This is a genomic window from Nonomuraea sp. NPDC001684, assembly GCF_053596515.1.
On record NZ_JBSFGJ010000689.1, the window covers coordinates 1 to 3228 of the forward strand.

4 protein-coding genes are annotated in these 3228 nt (G+C 74.4%); 1 reads left to right on the forward strand and 3 read right to left on the reverse strand.

All coding sequences use genetic code 11. The features are described 5' to 3' along the window. The 3 genes from ACWCSD_RS50105 to ACWCSD_RS50115 all read right to left on the reverse strand — a co-directional run. Nucleotides 1-621 (reverse strand): maleylpyruvate isomerase family mycothiol-dependent enzyme (locus ACWCSD_RS50105; RefSeq protein ID WP_449926508.1); only part of this gene is annotated, 621 nt, incomplete at its 3' end. After that, on the reverse strand, nucleotides 621-1454 hold the full coding sequence (locus ACWCSD_RS50110; protein ID WP_449926510.1) for a fumarylacetoacetate hydrolase family protein: 834 nt from the start codon (nucleotides 1452-1454) through the stop codon (nucleotides 621-623). The genes ACWCSD_RS50105 and ACWCSD_RS50110, both read right to left, overlap by 1 nt. Beyond that, nucleotides 1451-2605, reverse strand: a complete 1155-nt coding sequence (locus tag ACWCSD_RS50115; RefSeq protein WP_387682667.1) for a cupin domain-containing protein — start codon at nucleotides 2603-2605, stop codon at nucleotides 1451-1453. Before ACWCSD_RS50115 ends, ACWCSD_RS50110 begins: the two co-directional genes overlap by 4 nt. Nucleotides 2606-2684: 79 nt before the next feature. Between ACWCSD_RS50115 and ACWCSD_RS50120 the strand changes: the two genes are divergently transcribed. Then, a partial coding sequence (locus ACWCSD_RS50120; RefSeq protein ID WP_449926513.1) for an IclR family transcriptional regulator occupies nucleotides 2685-3228 on the forward strand: 544 nt, incomplete at its 3' end.

The window sequence follows — 3228 nt, forward strand, 5'->3', positions numbered from 1 at the left end:
GCGTCCGCCGCCGGCGGCGGTCACTCCGCCCGCCGGGCGTCCGGCCAGGTAGGCGGTCACGTCGGGCAGCGACCCCGCGACGTCGGGCACCGCGCCGGGGCCGCGCTTGGCGCGGATGTCCTCCCGCAGCTCCCGCAGGAAACCGTCGGGAAGGTCGGCGAAGGTGAGCCCGGTGGCCAGGTCCACGGCGTGCACCATGACCTCCCGGCTGCGCATCCAGGGGATCTCGCTCGCCGGCACGGTCCGTCCCTGCGCGGTCACCACCTCGGCCCGCCACGCCTCCTCGGGCAGTGCCGCCATGGCGGTCGCCAGGGTCGCGGCCGACTCGGTGAACCACCGGGCCAGCTCGCCGCCGTCCAGCAGGGCGCCCCGCTCGATCCCGGCGGCGCGCGCCTGCGGGGAGGCGTACATCGGGGTCGGCTCGCCGGTGCGCGCCCAGCGGACCAGGTTGCCGATCGCCTCGGCGTTCGCCGCCAGGTGCGCCACGACGTGCCTGCGCGTCCAGCCGGGCAGGGCCGATGCGGCGTCGTACTCCCGCTCGGACAGACCGGCGACGGCCGACGCGCACAGCCCGGTCCCCGTCTCGACCCACGCGAGCGTGGTGGCGAGGTCGCGCGCCATCACGCGCCCTCGCCGACGACGCGGTTCTCCAGCCTGCCCAGCCCCTCGATCTCGGTCACGACGAGCTCGCCGCCGCGCAGGAAGACCGGCGGCTTGCGCGCGTGGCCGACGCCGCCCGGCGTGCCGGTCGCGATCACGTCGCCCGGGTTGAGCCGGACCATCGTCGAGACGTAGCGGACCAGGTGGACCGGGTCGAAGAGCAGGTCGCCGGTGTTGTCCGACTGCATCACCCGGCCGTCGACCTCGCAGCGGACGTCGAGCGCCGGGCGCGGGCCGGTCTCGTCCGCGGTGACCAGGAACGGGCCGATCGGGGTGGTGGAGTCCCAGTTCTTGCCCTGCAGCCACTCCCGGGTCCGGAACTGCCAGTCCCGGCAGGTGACGTCGTTGAGCACGGTGAACCCCGCGATCGCGGCGACCGCCTGCTCCTCGTCCGCCCGCCGCACCGGCCGGCCGATGACCACGGCCAGCTCGGCCTCCCAGTCGAACTGGTCGGTCTCCGCCGGACGCCGGATGTCGTCCGTGGCGCCGATCAGGGTGTCGGCGAACTTGGCGAAGAGCGTCGGGTACTCGGGCAGGTCGCGGCCCATCTCCTTGATGTGGTTCTGGTAGTTCAGCCCCACGCAGACGACCTTGCTCGGCCGCGGCACGACCGGGGCGAGGTCGGCCCCGGCGAGCGGGTGGCGCGGGCCGTCGGCCGCCGCGGCGCCCTCCAGGCCGCCGGGCGCGGCCAGCACCGCGCCGACGTCGGCCCGGCCCACCTCGACGAGCTCGTCGCCCTCGACGCGGACGGCGGCGGTGCGGTGGTCGTCCAGACGGACGGTGGCGAGCTTCATCGGCTGTTCTCCTCGGTGTGGCTGCGGTACAGGCCGAGCCTGGTGAAGATCGGGGCGTCGCTGAACTGGAACAGGTCGAGCGCGCCGGAGTCGGAGTCGGAGGCCGACGCCTCCGAGCGGATCGACAGCGGCTGCCAGGACGGCACGACGAACAGGTCGCCGCGGCTCACCCGCCAGGACCGGTCGCCGACGGTGACCTGGCCGGACCCGTCGAAGACCTGGTAGACAGACGAGCCGGTCTCCCGGTACGGCGCGGTCTCCACCCCCGTCGTGATCCGGTGGAACTGCGCCCGGATCGTCGGCAGCACGTCGCCGGCGGTCGTCGGGTCGATGTAGCGGACCAGGGCGTGGCCGGGCTCGATCGGGCCCGCGTGCCCCTCCCGCTCCAGCGCGAGCTGGTCGGTCAGCGCGGCGTCGGTGTCGGTCCAGCGGTAGCAGAGCAACGGCGTGCCCTCGTGCCGGCGGAGCTGGGAGACCGGGGCCAGGCCGGGGTGCCCCCAGAGCCGCTCGGCGCGCGAACGGTCGGGGGTGGCGTGCTCCTCCTCGGTGAGGGTGTCCCGGCCGAAGTCGAAGAACTGCGCCTCGACGCCGTACTGGAACGGGATGTCGAGCCCGTCGATCCAGGCCATGGGGGTGTCGGCCGCGTTGTGGTGGGCGTGCCAGTGCAGGCCGGGCTGGGGGAGGAAGTCGCCGCGGCGCATCGGCACCGGGTCGCGCTCGACCACGGTCCACACGCCCTCGCCCTCGACGACGAAGCGGAAGGCGTTCTGGCTGTGCCGGTGCTCGGGGGCGTTCTCGCCCGGCATCAGGTACTGGATCGCGGCCCACAGGGTCGGCGTCGCGTACGGCTTGCCGCCCAGGCTGGGGTTGGCCAGCGCGATCGCCCGGCGCTCGCCGCCGCGCCCGACCGGGACCAGTTCACCGGCGCGGCCGGCGAGGTCGAGCAGCGTGCCCCACTCCCACCGGTGCGGCTGCGCGCTGGAGCGCGGGTGCGGCGGCATCAGGTCGCCGATCTCCGTCCACAACGGGACGAGCAGCGCCTTCTCGAAGCCTCGGTAGAGGTCCTCCAGCTCGGGACTGAGCGAGGGCTGGTCCGGCCGGTCCACGGCGGCGATCTTGACCGGCGAGCCGCCGGCGTTCACGTGGGGCATGGCCCCGACTATCCGCGCAGGCGACCTGACTGGAAAAGAGGATTCTGCACAGCGGAATTCATGTGCCAGGATCGGTCCCATGGCCAAGCCCATGAAGACCCCGCCGGCCTACGCGCCCACGAGCGTCGACCATGCCCTGCGGCTCGCCCAGATCCTCCAGCTCGACGGGGTGATCACCGTCTCGGCCGCCGCCGAGCGGCTCGGCGTGGCCCGCTCCACGGCCCACCGGCTGCTGACCGCGCTGGTGTACCGCGATTTCGCGGTGCAGAACGACGACCGCAGCTACCGGGTGGGCCCGGTCCTCGCGCTGGCCGAGCGCGCGCAGTCCGACGTCGGCGCGCTGCGGGCGGCGGCGCTCGGCGAGATGCGGGCGCTGGTGGACCGGATCGACGAGACGGTGAACCTCAGCATCCGCACCGGGCGCAACGTGCGCTTCATCGCCTCGGTCGAGTGCGGGCAGGCCCTGCGGGTGGGCAGCCGCGAAGGCATGGTCTTCCCGGCCCACCAGGCCACCGGTGGCCTGGTGGCGCTGGCGGCCCTCTCCGACGAGGAGCTGGCGCAGCTCTACGCCCCCGGCGACCGGGGCGACCCGGCCGAGGAGCTGCCCGACCTGGCGCGGCTGC

Coding starts and splice junctions, on each gene's coding strand:
- ACWCSD_RS50110 (WP_449926510.1), bottom strand. CDS start 1,454: ATGAAGCTCGCCACCGTCCGTCTGGACGACCACCGCACCGCCGCCGTC.
- ACWCSD_RS50115 (WP_387682667.1), bottom strand. CDS start 2,605: ATGCCCCACGTGAACGCCGGCGGCTCGCCGGTCAAGATCGCCGCCGTG.